General features: G+C 57.5%; 16 protein-coding genes and 1 riboswitch. Of the genes, 14 read left to right on the forward strand and 2 right to left on the reverse strand.

Annotation, left to right across the window (positions count from 1 at the left end; all coding sequences use genetic code 11):
• Positions 1 to 32 precede the first annotated feature (32 nt).
• Genes RGB73_RS02370 through RGB73_RS02380 form a run of 3 tightly spaced genes read left to right on the forward strand, consistent with a single transcriptional unit; the run spans position 33 to position 3,899 of the window.
• Positions 33 to 1,118: an ABC transporter substrate-binding protein gene (locus RGB73_RS02370; RefSeq protein ID WP_310768780.1), complete on the forward strand. Its 1,086-nt coding sequence runs from the start codon at positions 33 to 35 to the stop codon at positions 1,116 to 1,118.
• Positions 1,108 to 2,850 carry an ABC transporter permease gene (locus RGB73_RS02375; RefSeq protein ID WP_310768783.1) on the forward strand — a complete coding sequence of 581 codons (1,743 nt, stop codon included), beginning with the start codon at positions 1,108 to 1,110 and terminating at the stop codon, positions 2,848 to 2,850. The genes RGB73_RS02370 and RGB73_RS02375 overlap by 11 nt, the downstream gene beginning before the upstream one ends.
• A complete protein-coding gene (locus RGB73_RS02380; protein ID WP_310768786.1) occupies positions 2,847 to 3,899 on the forward strand; it encodes an ABC transporter ATP-binding protein in 1,053 nt (350 codons plus the stop codon). The genes RGB73_RS02375 and RGB73_RS02380 overlap by 4 nt, the downstream gene beginning before the upstream one ends.
• Before the next feature lie 63 nt (positions 3,900 to 3,962).
• Here RGB73_RS02380 and RGB73_RS02385 read toward each other — a convergent pair whose 3' ends face one another.
• The gene (locus RGB73_RS02385) at positions 3,963 to 4,331 is read right to left on the reverse strand and encodes a Na-translocating system protein MpsC family protein (RefSeq protein ID WP_310768789.1); all 369 of its coding nucleotides are present in this window, start codon (positions 4,329 to 4,331) and stop codon (positions 3,963 to 3,965) included.
• A gap of 262 nt (positions 4,332 to 4,593) precedes the next feature.
• Positions 4,594 to 4,739: riboswitch (cyclic di-AMP (ydaO/yuaA leader) on the forward strand.
• Positions 4,740 to 5,442: 703 nt separating this feature from the next.
• Here RGB73_RS02385 and kdpA point away from each other — a divergent pair.
• From kdpA to RGB73_RS02440, 11 genes are all read left to right on the forward strand, one after another.
• A complete protein-coding gene (gene kdpA, locus RGB73_RS02390) occupies positions 5,443 to 7,116 on the forward strand; it encodes a potassium-transporting ATPase subunit KdpA (protein WP_310768792.1) in 1,674 nt (557 codons plus the stop codon).
• Between the two features lie 43 nt (positions 7,117 to 7,159).
• The gene (kdpB, locus tag RGB73_RS02395; RefSeq protein WP_310768794.1) at positions 7,160 to 9,199 is read left to right on the forward strand and encodes a potassium-transporting ATPase subunit KdpB; all 2,040 of its coding nucleotides are present in this window, start codon (positions 7,160 to 7,162) and stop codon (positions 9,197 to 9,199) included.
• A 37-nt stretch (positions 9,200 to 9,236) separates the two neighbouring features.
• A complete protein-coding gene (gene kdpC / locus RGB73_RS02400) occupies positions 9,237 to 9,797 on the forward strand; it encodes a potassium-transporting ATPase subunit KdpC (RefSeq protein ID WP_310768797.1) in 561 nt (186 codons plus the stop codon).
• Positions 9,798 to 10,018: 221 nt separating this feature from the next.
• Positions 10,019 to 10,978: a sporulation protein gene (locus RGB73_RS02405; RefSeq protein WP_310768800.1), complete on the forward strand. Its 960-nt coding sequence runs from the start codon at positions 10,019 to 10,021 to the stop codon at positions 10,976 to 10,978.
• A 197-nt stretch (positions 10,979 to 11,175) separates the two neighbouring features.
• Positions 11,176 to 11,856 (forward strand): sporulation membrane protein YtaF, encoded by a 681-nt coding sequence (gene ytaF, locus RGB73_RS02410; RefSeq protein WP_310768803.1) that lies wholly within the window; start codon positions 11,176 to 11,178, stop codon positions 11,854 to 11,856.
• Between the two features lie 104 nt (positions 11,857 to 11,960).
• The gene (locus tag RGB73_RS02415) at positions 11,961 to 14,765 is read left to right on the forward strand and encodes a calcium-translocating P-type ATPase, SERCA-type (protein ID WP_310768807.1); all 2,805 of its coding nucleotides are present in this window, start codon (positions 11,961 to 11,963) and stop codon (positions 14,763 to 14,765) included.
• Positions 14,766 to 14,808: 43 nt separating this feature from the next.
• On the forward strand, positions 14,809 to 15,510 hold the full coding sequence (yunB, locus tag RGB73_RS02420) for a sporulation protein YunB (protein ID WP_310768810.1): 702 nt from the start codon (positions 14,809 to 14,811) through the stop codon (positions 15,508 to 15,510).
• 86 nt (positions 15,511 to 15,596) lie between these two features.
• Positions 15,597 to 16,580: a copper amine oxidase N-terminal domain-containing protein gene (locus tag RGB73_RS02425; protein WP_310768813.1), complete on the forward strand. Its 984-nt coding sequence runs from the start codon at positions 15,597 to 15,599 to the stop codon at positions 16,578 to 16,580.
• A gap of 208 nt (positions 16,581 to 16,788) precedes the next feature.
• On the forward strand, positions 16,789 to 17,880 hold the full coding sequence (locus RGB73_RS02430) for a PAS domain-containing sensor histidine kinase (protein WP_310768815.1): 1,092 nt from the start codon (positions 16,789 to 16,791) through the stop codon (positions 17,878 to 17,880).
• Complete coding sequence (locus RGB73_RS02435) at positions 17,855 to 18,511, forward strand: response regulator (RefSeq protein WP_310768817.1); 657 nt, start codon at positions 17,855 to 17,857, stop codon at positions 18,509 to 18,511. The genes RGB73_RS02430 and RGB73_RS02435 overlap by 26 nt, the downstream gene beginning before the upstream one ends.
• A gap of 162 nt (positions 18,512 to 18,673) precedes the next feature.
• Entirely contained in the window at positions 18,674 to 19,210 is a 537-nt protein-coding gene (locus RGB73_RS02440; RefSeq protein ID WP_310768819.1) for a hypothetical protein, read from the forward strand.
• Between the two features lie 47 nt (positions 19,211 to 19,257).
• Here RGB73_RS02440 and RGB73_RS02445 read toward each other — a convergent pair whose 3' ends face one another.
• Complete coding sequence (locus tag RGB73_RS02445) at positions 19,258 to 19,998, reverse strand: LytR/AlgR family response regulator transcription factor (protein WP_310768821.1); 741 nt, start codon at positions 19,996 to 19,998, stop codon at positions 19,258 to 19,260.
• Between the last annotated feature and the right edge of the window lie 3 nt (positions 19,999 to 20,001).

A 20,001-nucleotide genomic window follows, 5' to 3' on the forward strand; every position in this document is an offset into this window, starting at 1 on the left:
GCTTCACCCACTTATGTCAGGAGGAACCAGGAATGAAACTGAGTGCGATGCGTACATGGACCATGTCTTTATTTGCAGCAGTATCCGTAATCGGATTGGCAGCTTGCGGGAATCAGCCTGCGCCGGCCCCTAAGGCCGAGTCGCAAACGCCAGCACAGGCCAGCGCGGCTGCGTCAACTACATCTTCAGCTCCCAAAGTGGAGGGCACCCTCAGCTTTTACACGTCTCAGCCGGATACGGATGCAGCCGCCCTGATCGAAGGCTTCACGAAAAAGTATCCGGATGTGAAAGTTGAGCTGTTCCGTTCGGGGACGGAGGAAGTCGTCAGCCGCTTGCAAGCGGAGGCAAAAGCCGGGCAGGTGAAGGCAGACGTGCTGCTTGTCGCAGACGCTCCGACCTTTGCCAGCCTGAAAAAGCAGGACTTGCTTCTGCCCTATTCTTCACCGGAAGCGGCCGACATCCCGGCAGAGTGGAAGGATGCAGACGGTGCTTATACGGGTACGAAAGTCATGGCGACCGTGCTTGCGGTAAACACCAGTAAAGTCAAAACGCTGCCGGACAGCTGGAAGGCACTGACGAGTCCGGAGGCTGCAGGGAAAGCGATCATGCCAAGCCCGCTCTACTCAGGGGCTGCCGCATACAACGTCGGCGTCATGACACGTCAGGCTGACTTCGGCTGGGATTACATCCAGGGCCTCAAGAAGAATGAAATGACCGTGATCAAAGGTAATGGCGCGGTGCTGAAAAGCGTGGCAGGCGGCGAAAAGGATTATGGCATGATCGTCGATTATCTGGTGGCTCGTGCGAAAGCGGAAGGCTCTCCGGTAGAGATGGTGTACCCTGGAGAAGGCGTGCCTGTCATTACAGAGCCGATCGGCATCCTGAAAGCCTCCCAGCACCAGGAGGCAGCCAAAGCGTTCGTCGATTTTGTCCTCTCGGAGGATGGCCAAAAGCTGGCGGCAAGCCTCGGATACACGCCGATCCGCAAAGGGGTGGCGGCACCGGAAGGGCTGAAGTCCATCGATCAGATCAAAGTGATGTCCGCCGATACAGGGGAATTGGAAGCAGCACGGGAAGCAGACAAAAAGAAATTTGGAGAGATGATGGGTGGCAAGTAACTGGCAAACCGTTTGGACGGAGCGGCAGGCTGATCAGGGGCGCAGGTGGGCCGCCCCTGTCACCCTTGAAAAGGCGACAACATGGCTGGTTCTGCTGCCAGTCGCTTTCTTTTTTGTCTATCCGTTGTGGAAGCTCCTGACGCTTAGTGTAGAGACGGAAACGGGACTCGGTTGGGCCCATTTTTCAGAGGTGCTGGCAGATGCCCGTACGTGGGACGCGGTCAGCCATACCATCGTCGCAGCAGGAGCTTCGACTGCCATTGCCGTCCTGCTCGGCGTTACGCTCGCCTGGCTGTGCGCCTATACGGATCTTCGCGGAAAAGGGGCAATCCACTTGTTGGCGCTGCTGCCGCTGCTCATCCCTTCGTACGTCATGACGCTCGCCTGGACACAGATGGCCGGGCCGCAAGGGGTATGGAACCGGGCAGCAAGCTGGCTGGCCGGGACGCCGATGGAGGTGTGGAACGTATACGGACTGGACGGCATCGTCGTGGTGATGGGCTTGACCCATTATCCTCTGGTGTACATGCTGACGCTCTCCGTGCTTTACCGCGTCCCCAAGGAGCTGGAGTGGGCGGCTCGCTCGTCGGGAGCAAGGGCTGGGGATGTGTTTCGAAAAGTGACGCTCCCGCTCGCCTTGCCGGGAATTGCGAGTGGTGGATTGCTCGCGTTCATCTCCGGACTCGACAATTTTGGCATTCCGGCCTTTCTCGGTATACCAGAGAATATTTCTGTACTCAGTACGCTCATATACGAGCAAGTGACCGGATTTGGGCCGAGCGCCTTTTCCCGGGCGGCGGTCTTGTCCATTTTGCTGGGGGTGATTGCGCTGGCAGGCACGGGATTGCAGTGGCTCCTCCTGCGAAAAAGCCGCGTCGATCAGACCAGTGCAGCCGACAAGTCTGTCCGCGTCCCGCTTGGCGGGCGGCGCTGGGCAGTCGAGGCAGCGGTTTGGCTGTTTCTCGTGGTGACGAGCGTGCTCCCGCTCTTGTCGATGGCACAGACGGCATTTCTCCAAGCATACGGCTTGCCGTTTGTTTGGGATAACGTGACGGGAAAGCACTTCGCGTTCGTGCTGTTTGACCACGCAAGCACGAGGGCGGCGATCGTCAACAGCTTGATGCTGGCGGGCTTGTCCGGCCTGGTTTGTCTGGTTGCGGGCACGTGGTTCGCGCAATGGCGCCTGCAGCGCCCGTCGCTTGCGGCCAAGGCGATGGAAGGGGCGGTTTCGCTGCCCTACGCGCTGCCGGGCATGGTCCTCGGGCTGGCGATGATCCTGACCTGGATCCAGCCGCTTCCCGGTTGGCAGCCTGGCCTTTACGGTACCGTCTGGCTGATCTTGATCGCTTATGTGGTCCGTTTTTTCATCTTGCAGGTAAAAAGCAGCACGGTATCGATTATGCAGGTCGGCCGGGAAGTAGAGGAAGCCGCCAAAATCAACGGCGCCCGCTCATGGACGAGGTGGCGGCGAATCTTGCTGCCGCTGTACGCTCCCGGTATGCTGACCGGTCTGTTTCTCGTCTTTTTGACGGCCTTTACGGAGTTGACGATTTCGTCCCTTTTGTGGTCATCGGGCTCCGAGACGATCGGCGTCGTGATTTTCAGCTTTGAGCAGGCAGGCTCCACGACGCTTAGCACCGCCCTGTCCACGCTGATCGTGGCCGCGATTCTCTCGGCCTTGGCTCTGGGCGGCTGGTTGAAGCGATATTGGCAACGGAGGTTGGAAGGATGAACAGTGCATTGGCGACAGGCGTTTCCAAGCGGTTTGGCAATGTTTCCGCCTTGCATCAAGTCGATGTTGCGGTCGGGCAGGGAGAGTTTGTCGCCCTGTTGGGACCGAGCGGCTGCGGCAAGACGACATTGCTGCGTTTGCTGGCAGGCTTTGAAGCCCCGACGGACGGGGAGATCTGGATCAACAATGAGCTGGTGGCCGACAAAGCAAAAAGAAGGCCCCCCGAAGAGCGCCGCATCGGTATGGTGTTTCAGTCGTTTGCTCTTTGGCCGCATCTGACCGTGTACGAAAACGTGGCGTTTCCTTTGCGCCATCAGCAGCATGTGCCGGAGGAATACCGGAAAAATCCCCGGCAAAGAGTGTCGCAGATGCTGGAGATGGTCGGGCTTGCAGGGATGGAGAACCGGTATCCGAGCCAGCTGTCGGGCGGCCAAAAGCAACGCGTCGCCTTGGCGAGGGCGGTGGTGTTCAACCCGGCCCTGCTCTTGATGGACGAGCCGCTGAGCAGCCTGGACGCGGAGCTGCGCATGCAGATGCGCAAAGAGATCTCGCACATCCACCGCGAGCTGGGGACAGCCATTGTCTATGTGACGCACGATCAGTCCGAAGCCCTGGGCATGGCGGACAAGATCGTGGTGATGCGGGACGGCAAGATCGAGCAGGCCGGGACTCCCCAGGAGATTTACTACGCGCCGCAGTCGACGTTTGTCGCCAAATTCGTCGGCCGCGCCAACTTTTTAAAGGGGAGCTGGACCGACAAGCAGACTTTTTTGCTGACAAGCAAAGAGCAAACGGTACCGATCCGCGTAACGCGCGACTGCACGCCGTTTCACGCGCAGTCTCTTCTGCCTGTGCGACCGGAGCAAATCAGGCTTCGGCAATGGCACCGCGATTCTCAGGGCATCACGGGCACAGTCAAGCATGTGCAATTTCAGGGACGGGAGCTGCTCTATTCGATCCAGGCAGGGGAAGAAGAGTGGGAGGTTGTCACTGATATTCGGGAGAGATTTGACTACGGTCAGCAGGTCGCGATTGAAATATGCGTATGAAAAAGGCTCCGCCCTCGATCAGGCGGAGCCTTATGCCTGTTCTCGTATGCGGCCCAGGACAGATCAGGCAAGCATTTTCTCGAGATCCTTGTCCAATACGTACACCTCGATCCTCTCCCCCATTTTGGTGCTGATGTCGCTGTGGCTGGAGAGCACCTTGCATCCCGTATGCTTTTCCACGATTTCCTCGGACTCTTCGCTGTACATTTCGCGCAGCACCTCGCGCATTTCCTTCACAATCCGCCTGCCTTTATCGTGACTGGATAAATGCCGCTCCTCCACAGTGAGTACGCCCTTGAACCGGCAGATGACCATGTCTCCGACGATATACGTTTTCGCTTCCTGCGGTCCCCGGCCGATCAGGTCGCGTTGGAATTTGATAAACGCTTCGCTGATCTCCGCTTCCAGCTTTTTTTTGTTAGAGATGGCCAAACGCCATACCCCCTATTTTATGATTGTGCCTTATATTACTCAGGGGTTACAGGGCTGTCAACCTGAACTCGAAGCGGGAGGGGGGAAAGCGGAGAGGAGAGCGAAAACGCAAGAGAACTCGCGAAATAACACGATCGGATGAGACCTGATAGAGATAATACGCTTACATCGATGAAGAATCCACAAATCGTGCAAAACAGCCAGAAACAGGACATTAACAACCAGTTATGCCGGACGTATAATGAGACTCGTAACCAACAATTGCAAAATCTGGCCAAATTCCGAGGCACTCGGAAACGGAGGACCCAATCAGTAGGGGTTAATTCCGCGATTCGTCGTGGAAGGGATGAGAAACTCTTTCGCCATCCTACCCGTCAGCTAACTTCGTCGGCTAAAGCGAGGGAGGTCTAAGGACCGCCTATTTGGGAGGCCTTTTTTGTTGCCCTGACGGCAAAGAAAGGCTGCGTCCCCTATCATTCTGCCGGTCTTTTTGTTTTGCTCCAAAAAAGAATAAGCTGTTTTCGGAAAAAGGAAACGGGAGACAAAACGCAAAGAGGGCAACAGCTGCCAGCTGGGCGTTCGGTAGACCAATGAGTACTTTTTCTCCGATAACGGATCGTCATGGCCACGGACTTCGGGCGACTGCGTTCGTCTGTTCCGTCTGCCTCCTTTTGGGCGATTCTCGGGGAAATCGTAAGCATTGGTCTATTTTTATGGATTCGGACGGCGGATGGCTTCCGAAAGAGAGCATCCGCACGAGAGGATCGAGGCGAAAGAGGCGCACAGACAGACAGTTTCTCACAGATGGTGAATCGCATGGAGGTGGAATCGCTGCATGGCGGCGCAAGTGAACGGGAGAAGACAAAGAAGAGGAGAGGAATGACATGGACGCGGTTTCCATACTGCTTTTGGCGCTTTCATTCGGTGCTTTTTTCGCTTTCATCAAATTTTGTGACGCCGTGGTGAAGGAGCAGGGAGGGAAAGAACGATGATGTTGTTTTTGCTAATCATGGGAGCGCTGGCCCTGTATTTGTGCCATGCCTTGATCTATCCGGAAAAGTACTGAGTCTATCCGTTTGATTTTTGATACAGGAGTGAAGGGGGAGCTGTCGTGGATTTTCTGCAAATATCGTTGGTGTTGGTCGTATTGATTGCTCTGGCCATACCGATGGGACGCTATCTGGCTGGTGCTTTCTCGCTGGAGGAGACGCGGCTTGACCGCCTTTTCGGCGGAGTGGAACGACTGATCTGCAAAGTGTGCGGCATTCGCACCGCAGACATGAACTGGAAGCAATACGCAACGGCCGTGTTGGTGAGCAACATCGCGATGGTAGCGATCGCGTATCTATTGCTTCGCCTGCAGGGCGTCCTGCCTGCCAATCCGAGCGGGATCGCCGCGATGGAGCCGCTGCTGTCGTTCAACACCGCAGTCAGCTTTTTGACCAACACCAACCTGCAGCATTACAGCGGGGAGAGCGGATTGTCGTATCTCTCGCAAATGATGGTCATCATCTATCTGATGTTTACCACGCCGGCCACAGGCATCGCCGTCGTCATGGCGTTCATGCGCGGACTGACAGGCAAGCGCAGCATCGGCAACTACTACGTGGATTTGATCCGCGCCCACACACGCTTGCTCATCCCGCTTTCGGTCGTCGTCACGCTGCTGCTCGTCGCCCAAGGCGTCCCGCAAACGTTGGAGCCGACTGCGACGGCGGAGACGATCACGGGCGCCCAGCAGGAAATCGCACGGGGACCGGTAGCCTCACTCGTTTCCATCAAGCACCTGGGGACGAACGGCGGCGGATTTTTCGGGGTCAACTCTTCGCATCCGTTTGAAAACCCGACCCCTTTGTCGAATGTCATGGAAATTCTTTCGATGTTTCTCATTCCGGCATCGCTTCCGTTCGCGTTTGGCTTCATGGCGAAAAGCCGAAAGCAAGGCTGGATGATCTTCGGTGCAATGGGCCTACTGTTTCTCGGCTTCCTGGTCCTGGCGTACGTGAGCGAGGCGGATGGCAACCCGGCCTTGGCGCATGCGGGCTTGTCACAGACCATGGGCAGCATGGAGGGCAAAGAGGTGCGCTTCGGGATTGCGCAGAGCGCTCTGTTCACAGCCGTCACGACGGCGGCGACCACGGGGACGGTGAACAACATGCACGACACGCTGACACCTCTCGGCGGACTTGTGCCTATGGGCGAAATGATGCTCAACTGCGTCTTTGGCGGAGACGGCGTGGGTACGGTCAACATCCTGATGTACGCGATCCTGGCTGTGTTTATCGCAGGACTGATGGTGGGCCGCACGCCGGAATTTTTGGGCCGCAAGATCGAGGGCAAGGAAATGAAGCTGATCGCGATTGCGATCCTCGTGCATCCGCTGATCATTTTGGCTCCGACGGCCATCGCATTGGCGAGTGAAACGGGCACGGCCGCGATCTCAAATCCAGGCTTCCACGGCATCTCCCAGGTGCTGTACGAATTCACGTCGTCGGCTGCCAACAACGGCTCCGGCTTCGAAGGACTCGGAGACAACACGCCGTTCTGGAACGTATCGACGGGTCTGGTCATGCTGTTTGGCCGATACGTTTCGATCATCGCGATGCTCGCGGTAGCAGGCTCTCTGATCGCTAAGCGGTCCGTGCCTGAGACGCTGGGAACGCTTCGCACGGACAATGCGATGTTTCTGGTCATCCTGCTCGCGACGGTGTTGATCGTGGGGGCGCTGACATTCTTGCCCGTACTGGTACTGGGGCCGGTCGCCGAGTGGCTGACGATCCGTTAGGAAGCAAGGGGTTGCAAATGAGAGAGGCAAAGGAGAGTTTTCGATGAGCAGAACGCGCACGGTTGCGCTCCCCAAAGATTTGTACCGGCTGGCGTTGGTCCAGTCTTTCAAAAAGCTGGATCCGCGCATCATGATAAAAAACCCGGTGATGTTCGTGGTGGAGGCAGGATTCGTCATCACGTTGCTGCTGACCTTCGTCCCGAGCCTGTTCGGAGGAGGTTCGGACCGGATTTACAACGCGGTGGTCACGCTGATTCTTTTCGTGACGATCTTGTTTGCCAACTTCGCGGAGGCGCTGGCGGAAGGACGGGGAAAGGCCCAGGCCGACAGCTTGAAAAAAACCAAGCAGGATACCCGGGCGCGAAGAGTCGCCAAAGATGGATCGGTGCAAATGGTCAACTCCACCGAGCTGCGTAAAGGGGATGTCGTCCTCGTTGAGGCAGGCGAGCTGATCCCCGGTGACGGAGAAGTCGTGGAAGGGGTGGCATCGGTAGACGAATCCGCCGTCACGGGCGAATCCGCTCCGGTCATCAAGGAGGCTGGCGGCGACTTCAGCGCGGTGACCGGAGGCACGCGCGTCGTCAGCGACCGGATCCGGGTGCGGATCACGGCCGATCCGGGCGAGTCGTTTCTCGATCGCATGATTTCGCTCGTAGAAGGCGCCAAACGCCAAAAGACCCCAAATGAAATCGCACTGAGTACGCTTTTGGTCAGCCTGACCCTGATTTTCCTGATCGTCTGCTCCACGTTGCTGCCGATTGCCGGATATGTAAATGCAGCGATCCCGATCGCGACATTGATCGCGCTGCTCGTTTGCCTGATTCCGACCACGATCGGCGGCCTGCTGTCAGCCATCGGGATCGCAGGGATGGACCGGGTCACCCGATTCAATGTGATCGCCATGTCCGGGAAAGCGGTAGAAGCATCGGGCGACATCAATACGATCATCCTCGACAAGACGGGAACCATCACATACGGAAATCGGATGGCTGCGGAGTTCGTGACCGTCGGCAAGGCCAGGCAGGACGAGCTGAACCAGGCGGCGGCGCAAAGCTCGATTTACGACGAAACGCCTGAAGGACGCTCGGTTATCGAACTGGCGAAGAAACAAGGGGTGGCAGTGACCGACCTGAAGGCTCCCGGTGCGGAAGGAATCGAGTTTCGCGCCGAGACTCGCATGAGCGGAACGAATTTGGCCGACGGCACAGTGATTCGCAAAGGGGCAGTCGATGCCATTAAGGCATTTGTCAGCGAAGAAGGAGGCAGCATCCCTGCAGACCTGGATGAAAAAGCGAGACGGATTGCTGCGGCGGGCGGTACGCCGCTGGCTGTTGCGAAAGGGAAGGACATCCTCGGCTTGATTTACTTGAAAGATACGGTGAAGCCCGGGCTGCGCGAGCGTTTCGAAGAGCTGCGCCGCATGGGGATTCGCACGGTCATGTGCACAGGGGACAATCCGCTGACGGCGGAGACAATCGCCAAGGAAGCCGGTGTAGACGACTTCGTGGCGGAAGCGAAGCCGGAAGACAAAATCGCGCTGATTCGCAAAGAACAGGCAGAGGGCAAGCTGGTTGCGATGACTGGGGACGGGACGAATGACGCGCCTGCGCTGGCCCAGGCCGACGTCGGGCTGGCAATGAATTCGGGGACGGTCGCAGCGAAGGAGGCCGCCAACATGGTCGATCTGGACTCGGACCCGACGAAGATCATCGAGGTGGTGGCGATCGGCAAGCAGCTGTTGATGACGCGGGGCGCGTTGACGACGTTCAGCATCGCGAACGACGTAGCCAAATACTTTGCGATCATCCCGGCGATGTTCATGCTGGCGATCCCGCAAATGAGCGCGCTGAACATCATGAACCTGGCGACGCCGCAAAGCGCGATTCTGTCCGCGCTGATCTTCAACGCCGTCATCATCCCGCTCCTCATTCCACTGGCGATGAAAGGGGTCAAGTACACGCCGATGAGCGCGTCCAAGCTGCTCGGCCGCAACTTGGCAATCTACGGTCTGGGCGGGATCCTCGTGCCGTTCGTCGGCATCAAGCTGATCGACTTGATCCTGAGCGGGATCGGCCTTGTGTGACCATCATTTACTAAAAGGAAAGCAAAGGTGAAGGGATATGTGGCTGACCAATCTTCGTCTCAGTTTCGTATTGCTGTTGATTTGCGGCCTGGCCTATCCGCTGGCGATGACGGGAATCGCGCAGGTCGTCCTGCCGGTCCAGGCAAGCGGGAGCCTGATCACAGATGAATCGGGAACAGTCCTCGGCTCCGAGCTGATCGGCCAGACTTTTGCCGATCCGAAGTATTTTTCCGGCCGCGTCTCGTCCATCGACAACGACGCTGCCGGCTCCGGCTCCAACAACTACGCGCCGTCCAATCCGGCTCTGATCGAACGGACGCAAAAGGATTTGGAAGCCTTTCTGAAAGCGAACCCGGGAGTCGGGAAGGAGGAGATTCCCGCTGATCTGTTGACCAACTCGGGATCGGGTCTCGACCCGCACATTTCCCCGCAAGCCGCCTACGTACAGGTGGAGCGCATCGCGAATGCGCGGAAACTGGATCCAGCCAAGCTGCGTGCGCTCATCGGGCAGCATACGGAAGGCAGAAGCCTGGGGGTGTTCGGGGAACCGCGCGTAAACGTGCTGAAGCTGAATCTGGCGCTGGATGCGCAAAAGTGATGGGCAAAGAAAGGAGAGCGGATGGCATGGGAGTGCGGTTTCGTGCGGCTGCTGCGTACAGGCGTCTGCAGTCTCTCGCGGCTGTGCACTGCTCGTTTACCTGAATTCCCGGAAGTAAGAGACGGTGTGCAGAAAAGCATACGCGGCTATGGCTGCCATCTTTCATCTCTGCTACACTAGTGATATAAGCGTTCGTTTATGAGTGGAGGAGGAGTAGCTTTATGCTGAAAAAGCTGATGGCGAAATTTGGTGTGGGCGCAGCCAAGGTCGATCTGCGGCTGGACCGTCCGGGATACCGCTTGGGGGAAACGATGACCGGCGTCGTCCGGATCGAGGGCGGCAATGTCGAGCAGAAGATTGCGGATTTGCGTGCAGTATTGATGATGAAGGCGTATGTGAAGGGGCAGGAAGTCACGAAGGCCGTGCAGGCTTTCCCGGTCAGAAGCAACTTCACGGTGCAGCCCAAGCCATATTCCACTGAAATTCCTTTTGCCTTTGAACTGCCGGAAGGCCTGGCCATGTCCACGCCGTCCATCCAGTATTACCTGCACACAAAGCTGGATGTAGAAATGGCGCTGGACCCGACTGACCTGGATACGATTCAGGTGCTGCCTCCCGAACGGGTGGAGCGGGTCTTGCGGGCTTTGGAGCGGCTGGATTTGCGGCAAAAGCCGGACTCGGGCAAACTGACACCGTACGGACAGGCATTTTCCTTTTTCCCGGGCACGCCTTTGGGCTTTTCCCTGAAGGAGCTGGAGGTCATCTTCTTCTCCGCACCCGGCGAGCTCAAGCTGCTGGTCGAGCTCGATCTGGCCGAGGGATGGCTGCGGCGCGAGAAGGATTACAGGGCGGAAATCATCGTGCCGGAGTCGCTGCTTACAGAGGGACAGGATGAAGAGCTTTCCCGGTTTCTCCTGGACACCATTCGCGAATACGCCACGAATCCAGAGGGCATCCCGTACGTTTCGTTGGCCCAGTACCAGACGGGCCAGTACGGCCACCACCGCGGCAGCGGCATGGGCGGCATGATCGGGGGCATGGCTGCCGGCTTCCTCGGCGGGATGCTGCTGAATGAATTGATGTTCGGCGAGGACGAAGCATCCGCGGAAGAAATGAGCGAAGAAGAGGGCATGGACATGGATACCGACTTCGACTTCGGCGGGTTTGACGACGAGCTGTAAGCTGAGCGGGAATGTCATGCGAGTGAAAGCCACCGTTTGCTTGAAAAGGCAAGCAGTGGCTTTTTTATTGGGTTCTTTCTGTCTCCGTTTTCCTTCCCGTATGCGGATGGCCGCGACCGGAGTTCACCTTTCTGACATGCACATGGGAAAAGCAGTCCGCGTATACCTAGTAGGCAACGAGAAAGAGGTGACCACATATGAGCGGATGGCTCTCGCTCCTGCTCGTTTCCCTGGCCATCAGTATGGACAGTGTCAGCGTAGGATTGACGTATGGGCTGCGCAACATGAGAATGCCGTTCTTGTCGCTAGTCGTCGTGTCAGGTTGTTCGTTTGTCGTCGTATACAGTGTCATGATGCTCGGATCGTCGCTCACGTACTGGCTGACTCCCGAAATTGGCAAGCGGGTCGGTGCCGCGGTCTTGATCGGGATGGGGCTGTTTACGCTATGGAGACTCGTTTCCCCGCGATCTGCAGAAGAAGAGCAAGGGCAAAGCTCGCGTGCGCCGGCCCGGATCGAATCGCAGGAGTCGCCTGAACCGGCCGTGCTGTCTCAATTTCGCATGTTTGGCTTGATGATTCAGATTCTTCGCGATCCCGCCCGGGCAGATACAGACCGATCGGGGCACATCATGGGCTGGGAAGCGGTCATGCTCGGTTTGGCCCTGTCCCTGGACGCGTTTGGCGCCGGGATCAGCCTGACTTTCCTCGGGTACTCCCCGCTCCTGGTCGCTTTTTGCATCGCAGTGATGAGCGCTTTGCTGCTGGCGATCGGTCTGGCGCTGGGACGGCGGGCCGGCCATATCAAGTGGATCTCGAGGCTGACCTGGCTGCCGCCGATTCTTCTCATCTGCATCGGTGTCGCGAAAAGCTTTAAATAACGGAAGCCCACTCGCCCGTCCCAAGTCAAGGGACGGGTTGTTTTATTTTGTGGCTCGTCTGCATACATATCAGAAGGAGTGAGAAGTGGATGGAGGAGATGTAGGTGGATACACAGCCAATTCGAAAATGGTACACGCTGGCGGCTGCCGACGTGACCGATGCCCTTCATAGCGATGCGGCGCAGGGATTGACTCAGCAGGAGGCAGAGCGGCGACTGGCAAAACACGGTGCCAACCAGTTGGCTGAGAACAAGAAGAAGCCTCTCTACGCAGTCTTTCTCGATCAGTTCAAAGACTTTATGGTACTCATCCTGTTCATCGCGACGTTGATTTCCTACTTTCTCGGGGAGTATCTGGACGCCATCACGATTATTGCGATTATTATCATCAACGGAATTCTCGGATTCATTCAGGAGGCGCGGGCGGAGCGGTCCTTGCAGGCGTTGAAGGAACTGGCATCCCCAATGGCTCGGGTCATGCGGGACGGGCAATTGTCGATGATTCCTGCTTCCCGGCTGGTGCCCGGCGATCTCGTGTGGCTCGAAGCGGGGGACCGCGTGCCCGCCGATTTGCGTCTCCTTTCCGCCAATCGGCTGGAGGTCGAGGAGTCGGCATTGACCGGAGAATCCGTCCCGGTAAGCAAATCGATCAAGCGGCTGGATGTGGCCGATACCGCGCAGGTACCGTTGGGAGACCAGAAGAACCTCGCTTTCATGGGAACGATGGTGACGGGAGGAACGGGCAGCGGCCTCGTCGTCGCTACGGGAATGGGGACCGAAATCGGCAAAATCGCGCACATGATGAATACGGCGGAGGAAGCGGAGACGCCGCTGCAGCTTCGTCTGGAGCAAATGGGCAAAATCCTCGTCGTCGTGGCCGTGCTGCTCACGATCGTGGTTATTGCGGCGGGAGTTTGGCACGGACACGAGCTGTTTGAGATGTTCCTCGCCGGGGTCAGCCTGGCCGTGGCAGCCATCCCCGAAGGTCTGCCAGCCATCGTGACTGTGGCTCTCGCACTCGGTGTCCAGCGGATGATTCGCAGAAATGCCATCGTCCGCAAGCTGCCGTCCGTGGAGACGCTGGGCTGCGCGTCCGTCATCTGCTCCGACAAGACCGGGACGCTCACCCAGAACAAGATGACCGTGACCCAAGTATGGCACAGCAACACGCTCTACGAAGTAAGCGGCAACGGCTACGTCCCCGAAGGCTCGTTTCTCCTGCATGGAAAAACCGTGTCGCCGACCAGGGACGGCGCGCTCAATCAGATCCTGCGCATCGCGGAACGCTGCAACAATGCCCGGCTGACCTGCGAGGAGCAGAGTACCCGCAATCTTCTCGGAATGGGCAAAACGACGCGCTTCTGGAATGTCGTCGGAGACCCGACCGAGGGAGCGCTCAAGGTATTGGCAGCGAAGGGGCAAAACGGCTCGGCCGACCGGGCCAAATCCGGTTACCAGGCTGTCCGGGTAGAGGAGCTGCCCTTTGATTCCGAACGCAAGATGATGTCTGTCGTGGAAAAAGGCTCGGATGGAGTACATTCGCTTTTGACCAAGGGGGCGGCAGAAGCGGTGCTGGCGCGCTCTACCCACGTCCTCTGGAAGGGGGAGCTGCAGCCGCTCTCGGCTACAATTCGCCACCAAATCCTCGAGCAAACTGAAGCCATGGCAGGGAAAGCTTTGCGGGTCCTGGCGTTCGCGTATAAGACGCTGCAAGGCTACCGGCCCGGCCAGCCGATCGGCTCCGTCGAGAACAACCTCGTCTTTGTCGGTCTGGCAGGCATGATCGACCCGCCGCGTGATGAAGTCCGCCCGGCCATCAACCTGTGCCACCAGGCCGGGATCAAGACGGTTATGATCACGGGCGACCACAAAGTGACGGCGGAAGCCATCGCCCGTCAGATTGGGCTGGTGCGCAGCTACGGGGAAGTGCTGGAAGGCCGGGACCTGGACTCGATGTCCGACGAAAAGCTGGCGGAGTACGTAGATCGCGTCTCAGTCTATGCCCGCGTCTCGCCGGAGCACAAGCTGCGCATCGTGCGCGCCTTGCAGAGCCGCGGGCATGTGGTGGCGATGACCGGGGACGGAGTGAATGATGCGCCCGCGATCAAGACGTCGGACATCGGGATCGCGATGGGTATTACGGGCACGGATGTGACCAAGGAAGCTGCCGATCTGGTGCTGCGCGACGACAACTTCGCCACGATCGTCGCAGCGGTGGAGGAAGGGCGAAACATCTACGACAACATCCGCAAATTCATCCGCTATCTTTTGGCCTCCAACGTCGGGGAAATTCTCGTCATGTTTTTCGCCATGCTGCTCGGCTTGCCTTTGCCGATGGTCCCCATTCAGATTTTGTGGGTCAACCTGGTGACAGACGGACTCCCCGCCATGGCGCTGGGCGTGGATCAGGCGGAGGCGGACACGATGTACCAGCGCCCGCGCAACAAGGAGGAAAATATCTTCAGCCGGGGGCTGGGGTGGAAGATCATCAGCCGGGGCTTTTTGATCGGAGCAATGACGCTGCTCGCTTTCTGGCTGACCTTGCGGGAAGACCCAAACGATCTCGTCCACGCCCAGACAGTGGCCTTTGTCACCTTGGTCATGGCCCAGCTGATTCACGTGTTTGATTGTCGCAGCCAGTACAGCGTCTTTCATCGCAACGTCTTTGAAAACAAATACCTGGTCTGGGCGGTGCTCTCCTCGCTGGTGCTCGTGCTCGGCGTCGTCTACATCGATGCCCTTCAGCCCATCTTCAAGACGACGGACCTGTCTTTCCGCGACTGGGCGCTGATTCTCGTCACTTCCGGAGTGCCGACGTTCGTGGCGGGGATCGGCGGGGTGCTTGCCAGCGGCAGACCGAGGACGAACAAGCAACGTCGCTCGTCCATGCGTACCGTGCGTCCTGACTAACCGCTGCGGTGTCTCACCGTGAAGCCAGAGAGAGGGATGGAGCGTGCGTTTGAAAAGAGGGGGATGGCAGAGGCGCGGCAAGCGGTTTCTCACGACCACGCTGCTGCTGATCATCGCACTGTTCACGTTGTTTGTGATTGCGGAAAAGCAGCTGGAACCGACGCTCATGCTGATCGCCCAGGCGAAGGCAGATCAGGTGGCGAAGCTCGCGATTACCGATGCCGTCACCAAGCGGCTCAGCCAGCAAGGGATCGATTTCAACGAAGTCGTGCTCATGGAGAAGGATCAGGAAGGCAATATCAAGGCCGTGAATTTCAACTTTCGCGAGTACTCCCGGATTATCGGAGAGACGACTGCCCGCATCCAGAACCGGCTGAAGGAATTTGAGAACGACAACGTCCAGATGACGATCCCGCTCGGGGTTGCCACCAAAAACGTCTTTCTGGAGCATTTGGGGCCCGACATCCCCATCTCGTTCGTTCCGATCGGCGCTGTCAAAACGAGGCTGGAAACGGGACTGAAGCAGGCCGGCATCAACATGGTGCTGGTGACGGTCTACATTTACGTGGAGGTCGACCTCAGGGTGATCATCCCGTTTGCCACGCAGCAGCAGACGGTTACGACGCAAATCCCCATCACGGAAGCGCTGATCGTGGGTAAAGTCCCCACCTATCTGTACAACAATCCGTCGGGCAAACCGGATGTGCCGCTGCCGCGAAACGGCCCGGTGATCAACCAACCGTAAAAATTTATTGTGAAACGTTTGAAGAATGCTGCCGTCCAAGTTTATAGACACACTAAAAGCAAACACAAAACTTGGAGGTATACAGCATGAAAACAATCCGTACGGGAATGATGACGTTGGCGGCGCTGGCCGTCTTGGGAACGAGCTCGGCATTCGCAACATCCGAACCGGTGAAAGAGCTGTCCGTCGATGTAAACGGTCAGCCAATCGAGCAAGCAGCGATTTTGGATAAAGGCCAGCAAACCGTGCTGGTCCCCCTCCGCGAAGTGGCGGAATCCCTCGGGTTCCAGGTGAAGTGGAACGCCGAGCTGAAGGCGGCGGAAGTAGCCAAAGGCGCAATCTTCAGCTACGCGAAGGCTGGCGAGGACCGCTATCCGTTCGCGAAAATGTACAAAACCCTGGGGGCGGAGCCTCGCCTGATAAACGGCAGCACCTATGTGCCGGTCGCATTCGTGGATGAGATCCTGCAAGCGGAGGTAACCGTGGAAGGGGATGCGGTCACAGTGGTGGATCAAGACTCCGAGGCAGCTCCTATGCGCACTGGTACGATCACGACGATCACCAAAGGCCAGAATGGCAAGCTGATCTTCCAACTGAACGGGTACGAGACGGGAATCATCCTGCACGTGGATGAAAACACGAAAATCACCACGGCGGACGGAAAAGAACTGAAGCCGGAAGATCTGAAGCTGGGCATGGAAGTGGAAGCCACTCACCAAAAAATGATGGCGATGAGCATGCCGCCGCAATCCGGCGCGATCAGCATCGTGGTGAAAAGCAGCCTGGAGATGCCGGAAGTCGTAGGGACGGCAGGCAAGATCGTGAGCATCGACAAAGACGAGCAGGGCAATTACAAGATGCTGGTAGAAGGACAGGGTCTGACGGAAAACGCGCCTGAAAAGGTAGCGCTGATCATCAACGAGAAGACCAAGATCGTCAGCGCCAAGGACAACAGCGAGCTCAAAGCCTCGGACCTGAAAGCGGACATGAAAGTGTTTGCCTACTACGGCCCGACATTGACTCGCAGCCTGCCGCCGATCGGGGGAGCGGTAAAAATCGTAGTGGAGTAAGAACGGACTGAGAAGCGGAACGGCCACGGCTGTTCCGCTTCTTTTTGCTTCGGGGCGGGGAGCTTCTCGTCCCGAAATAGCCGTTTCTTCCAGATATAAGGCGGAAGTAGCATCGGGCGAGCGCGAGGTTCAGGGAATTCCCTGATACACTTTCCCTCCCGCAACCCCTACAATAGCGGTAAGAAGATTGTCTAGCGAGGAGGAGCGCATGAGCACGTGGAGAGAAGAGCTTGGGACGTCCCATGAGATGATCCCGCTGCTGCAGTCCATCTTTGCCAACGTCAGCGATGCCATCCTGGTAGTCGACCGCGGCGGGCAGATCGTCAAGGTCAATGCGGCTTTGGAGCAAATGACTGGCTGGACAGAGGAAGAATTGGTCGGCCGCAAGCATATTTGCGAGCTCTGCCTGGGGATGGCGACGTGTCTGGAAGAGACGACCTGTGCGGATTGCTTCTTCAAGCAGGTCCAGCTGCCGTCGTTCGAGATGCGCCTGCGGACGCGGGATGGCAGAGAGTACCCGGTAGCAGCGAGCTCGGCCCGCCTTCCGGATGACGGGAACGGCAAGCTGGTGCTCGTCATTCGCGACATGTCGGCTCAGCAGCGGGCGGAAAAGGAGCGGTACCAGCACAAGCTGACCAACTATGTGATTCAGGCGCAGGAAGAAGAGCGCAAGAGGATTGCCCGCGAGCTTCACGATGGAGTGGGACAGGCGCTGTACAGCATCCTCGTCGGACTCAATGTCGTGGGCCAGAGCAGCTTGAGCGATCCGATCCGTCAGCACGTCAACGACTTGTTGCAGATGACTTCCAAGGCGATGGAAGAAGTCAAGCGCATGGCACTGGAGCTGCGTCCATCCGCGCTGGACGACCTGGGGCTGCTGCCCGCTCTGCGTTCGTTGATGAAGCGGGTGGAAAAAAGCTTTGGCATTCAGGTAGAGCTGCACGCCCAAGGGGAGCGGCGGAGGTACCCGGCGGCGACGGAAACCGCCTTGTACCGGATTGTCCAGGAGGCGATGACCAATACCGCGAAGTACGCGCAGGCCAGCCAGCTCGGCATTGTGTTTGAAGACAGGGAAAAGGAAATCGTGGTGACGATCGTCGATGACGGCGTGGGATTCGACGTCGATCAAACGCTCCACACGGGCAAGGGCCTGGGGGTGTTCGGCATGCGGGAACGGGCGCAGCTCTTGGGCGGTACGCTCGACATCCGGTCGGCGCCCGGCGAGGGAACGACCGTCATTGTCCGCATTCCGATTCAAAAGGAGGAGACCGAACATGGCGATTCGCGTCCTGATCGCTGACGATCACGCCATTGTGCGCTCTGGGCTGGGGATGCTGTTGGCCGCCCAGGAGGATATGGAAGTAGTCGGCTATGCCGCTGACGGAAAGGAAGCGTGCGAAAAAGCGTGGGATCTTCGGCCGGATGTCGTCCTGATGGATTTGAGCATGCCGCCGGGAGAAAACGGCCTGACCGCGACAGCCAGGCTCAAGGAGTCGGCTCCCGATATCCAGGTGCTCGTCCTCACGATGCACGACGACGAAGAGTACTTGTTTCGGGTCCTCCAGGCAGGTGCGGCGGGGTATATCCTCAAAAGCGCGCCGGACATCGACCTCATCGCTGCCATCCGCTCGGTGCACAGCGGCATGGCCTATCTGTATCCATCCGCGACCAAGTCGCTGATCGAGGAATTTCTGCAAATGGTGAAAAACGGCGAAGAGCAGGCCAAGTACGAGATTCTCACAGACAGGGAAAAGGAAGTCCTCGTCCTGATCGCCAAAGGCTTCAGCAACAAGGAAATCGCCGAGCAGCTGACCGTCTCCGTAAAAACGGTCGAATCGCACAAGGCGCATATCATGGAGAAGCTGCATTTGCGCACGCGGCCCGATCTCGTACGCTACGCGATCAAAAAAGGCTGGCTGGATTTTGAGTAGGGGAAAGCGAGTGGCGGCTCTTGGCCCGGGAAAAATTCCCGGGCCTTTTTGCATGCGATTTTCAGGAGTTTTTCAGCAAGCATTGTTATGATGGGGGTACCAAAGGAATGCGGTAATTGCTGCGTGCCGCGAAACCTGTCAACAAAGAGGTGAATGACGATCATGACCAACAGAGAAAACCGGCATTGGATCCCGGTCAGATCAGAGCGAGTCTGGGCATGGACAGCATTGGCGCTGGCTGCTGCCATCGTGCTGTGGGGGTGCTGGTCGCTTTATCAATATCCGGCTTCCTATCATACGAGAGATTTCAAGTTTACCTTCAAAAACGAGGGCTCGCTTGCGAGGATCGCGATTTTCGCCGTGCTTGCGCATTACGCCATCCTCTTTCTCTTTCAGAATGGACTGGTCGACCGGTGGAATACCGTGAAAAAGTGGATGATTGCGGCTTCCCGTCTGGTGCGCAGATGGCATACGCCTGCCGCCATCATAGCGCTTGCACTTATCGTGCTTCATGCAATCGGAGCCGTTTTGTACGGACTGGAGCTGAACTTTGAGAATGTGAGCGGGCTGCTCGCTCTACTGGTTCTCCTTCCAGTCCCCATCTCCGGTCTCTTTCGCTACCGGAGGCTGGACAAAAAGTGGCACTTTCGCACCGGGCTTGCATTCGCCATTCTCTTTCTGCTGCATGCTTTCTTTTAGTACGGACGACAAAGACCGGGAGCGATTCCCGGTCTTTCGTTTTGCCGTCACAGGTTCATCATGCTGCGGAACGCTTTGATTTTCCCTCTGCTCACGGGAATTTCCGTCTGGTTGTCGTCGTTCATCTTGATCACATAGGTGCTGTTGAACCAAGGGATGATTTCCTTGATGTGCTTCACGTTCAGGATGTAGTTCCGATGGCTGCGGAAGAAGTGGCCGGTCCGATTCAAGATCGTCTCCAGCTCGTTCAAGGACAGGTCGCATATTTCGATCCCGTCTTTGGTGGCGATGTACAAATCTCTCTCCCTCACGAAGGCAAAGCAAATGTGGCTGACCGCAATCGGAATGATCTTGTTGTTTTTCCGCACGCAGACATGCTCGTCCAGCGGCGGCGGAGCCGGGTGGTGATTCACGCTCGGCTTGTTTTGCAGCATCCTCACCTTTTTGATCGCGTCGTCCAGCTGCGATTCCAGGATCGGTTTGGTCAAGTAACAGACTGCCGGCGTGGAGAAAGCCTCCAGAGCGTGTTCGTGAAACGCCGTCGAAAAGACGATCAGCGGAGGCTTGGACATCTGATTCAGTTTTTTGGCGAATTCCAGGCCGCTCATCCCGGGCATGTGAATATCGAGGAAAAGCAGATCCGGCTCGGACTCGATGATGTGGGGGAGTGCGTCAATCGGATTGTAATGGGTCGAAATCACCTGGATATCGATATATTTTTTCAACAAGTACTCCAATTCGGAACAAATAGCCGGCTCGTCATCGATGATGATCGTTTTCAGGAACACGCG

It is taken from the genome of Brevibacillus brevis, from assembly GCF_031583145.1.
GTDB lineage: Bacteria > Bacillota > Bacilli > Brevibacillales > Brevibacillaceae > Brevibacillus > Brevibacillus brevis_E.